A 2,174-nucleotide genomic window follows, 5' to 3' on the forward strand; every position below is an offset into this window, starting at 1 on the left:
TGGCCGCGGTGCAACTGGCCCAGGCCTGGGGATTGCAGATATACGCCACCGCCAGTGCCGGTAAGTGGGACACCCTGCGCGGGATGGGTTTGGACGATACGCACCTGGCCTCCTCCCGCGATCTGGACTTCCGCCAGAGCTTCCTGACCGCGACCGGCGGGGAGGGTGTGGATGTGGTCCTCAACGCCCTGGCCGGGGAATTCGTGGACGCGTCGCTGCAACTGCTGCCCCGCGGCGGCCGGTTCGTGGAGATGGGTAAAACCGACGTGCGGGACCCGGCCCGGATTGCCGCAAACCATCCCGGGGTGGCGTATCAGGCGTTCGACCTGCCCGAAGCCGGCGTTGACCGGATCGGGCAGATGCTGGCCGAGATCCTGGACATGTTCGCCGCTGAGATCCTCCAGCCACTGCCGGTGAGCGTATTCGACTCAGCTCACGCAGTGCAGGCCTTGCGCTACCTGCAAGCGGCCCGCCACGTGGGCAAGGTGGTGCTGCGGCTGCCGGCCGGGTTGGATTCGCGTGGCACGGTGGTGATCACTGGTGGGACCGGGGTGTTGGGTGGGTTGGTGGCCCGGCATCTGGTCGCCACGCACGGGGTCAGGCATCTGTTGTTGTTGTCCCGGCGGGGCCCGGCCGCGGCGGGAGCAACGGAGCTGGTCGCTGATCTGACTGAGCTGGGCGCGCGGGTGCAGGTGGCGGCGTGTGACGTCGCTGACCGCGATGCCCTGGCTGAGGTGTTGGCGGCGGTGCCGGCCGAGCATCCGATGGTCGGGGTGGTGCACACCGCCGGAGTGCTCGATGACGGGGTGATCGAGGCGTTGACGCCGCAGCGGCTGGAGACGGTGCTGCGGGCCAAGGCCGACGCGGCGTGGTGGCTGCACGAGCTGACCCAGGATATGGATCTCGCGTTGTTCGTGGTGTATTCCTCGGCAGCGGCCACCCTCGGGTCACCGGGGCAGGGCAACTACGCCGCGGCGAACGCGGTCCTGGACGCCCTGGCGCTACGACGGCAGACCGCGGGTCTGGTCGGACAGTCACTGGCGTGGGGACTGTGGGCCCCACAGTCGGCGATGACCGAGCGTCTCGACGAGGTCGACCTGGACCGGATGCGACGCAACGGCATCCTTGCCATGTCCCCCGAGCAGGGCCTGGCATTGTTCGATACGGCGGTGCGCACCGACCAGCCGCAACTGGTACCGATCCGGTTGGACGTGGCCGCGCTACGTCGAGCCGGGGCCGGTAGCGTGCCGCCGCTGTGGCGGGTGCTGGCTGGCGGCTCCGCCCGCCGGGCGGCGACCACAACCGATACGCGGGTGGACCTGGCCACCAGGCTGGCCGCTATGGGAGTCGAGGAACGCCAACGGACAGTCCTGGAACTGGTACGGACACAGGCCGCCGTCGTACTCGGCCATCCCGACCCAGCGACGATCGACCCGGACAGCGCGTTCCGCGAGCTCGGCTTCGACTCGTTGACCGCGGTGGAGCTGCGTAACCGGCTGGCGACCGCGACCGGACTGTCGTTGCCGGCCACGCTGGTCTTCGACTACCCCACCCCCGCCGAACTCGGCCGCGAGCTGTGGACGCGAGTTGTGCCAGAGGAGAAGACGCCCGCAAATGCTCTGCAGTCCGACTTGGACCGGATCGAGCAGGCTATACGCACGTTGGCCCCGGGAGATGGCAGAGATCCAACGAAGCTGGCGGACCGCCTGCGTGAGCTGGTGCGCAGGCTCGAGGCCCAGACGGGCGGCCACGGGGCAATCCCGGTGATCGACACCTATGCGGCCTCCGATGACGAGCTGTTCGACGTTCTCGACAAGATCGCAAGCTCCGAGGGAGGGCGAACGGCGTGAGCAACGATGAGAAGCTGCGGACATATCTGCGACAGGCCACGGACAACCTGCTGGAGACCCGGCGACGCCTGCACGAGATTCAGGATCGGGGGACTGAGCCCATCGCCGTGGTCTCGATGGCCTGCCGGTTCTCGGCCGGCATAGATACCCCGGAACAGCTCTGGGATCTCATTGCCGCGGGTGGCGACGCCATCGGGCCATGGCCGATGGATCGGGGTTGGGATGTCGAGTCGTTGTATGACCCGGATCCGGCGCGGTCGGGGACCAGTTATGCCCGGGAGGGTGGGTTCCTGACTGGTGCGGCGTTGTTCGACGCGGGGTTCT

The 2,174-nt window shown here is 68.3% G+C and carries 2 protein-coding genes; both read left to right on the top strand.

The features are described from left to right. Window positions 1–1,850, top strand: a 1,850-nt coding sequence (locus AB0G13_RS34600; protein WP_357883886.1) for an SDR family NAD(P)-dependent oxidoreductase, incomplete at its 5' end; no start/stop codon positions are given. Continuing rightward, window positions 1,847–2,174 (top strand): beta-ketoacyl synthase N-terminal-like domain-containing protein (locus tag AB0G13_RS34605; protein WP_357883889.1); only part of this gene is annotated, 328 nt, incomplete at its 3' end. The genes AB0G13_RS34600 and AB0G13_RS34605, both read left to right, overlap by 4 nt.

The sequence above is a fragment of the Micromonospora sp. NPDC023633 genome (assembly GCF_040640035.1).
In the GTDB taxonomy this organism is placed as follows: Bacteria; Actinomycetota; Actinomycetes; order Mycobacteriales; family Micromonosporaceae; genus Micromonospora.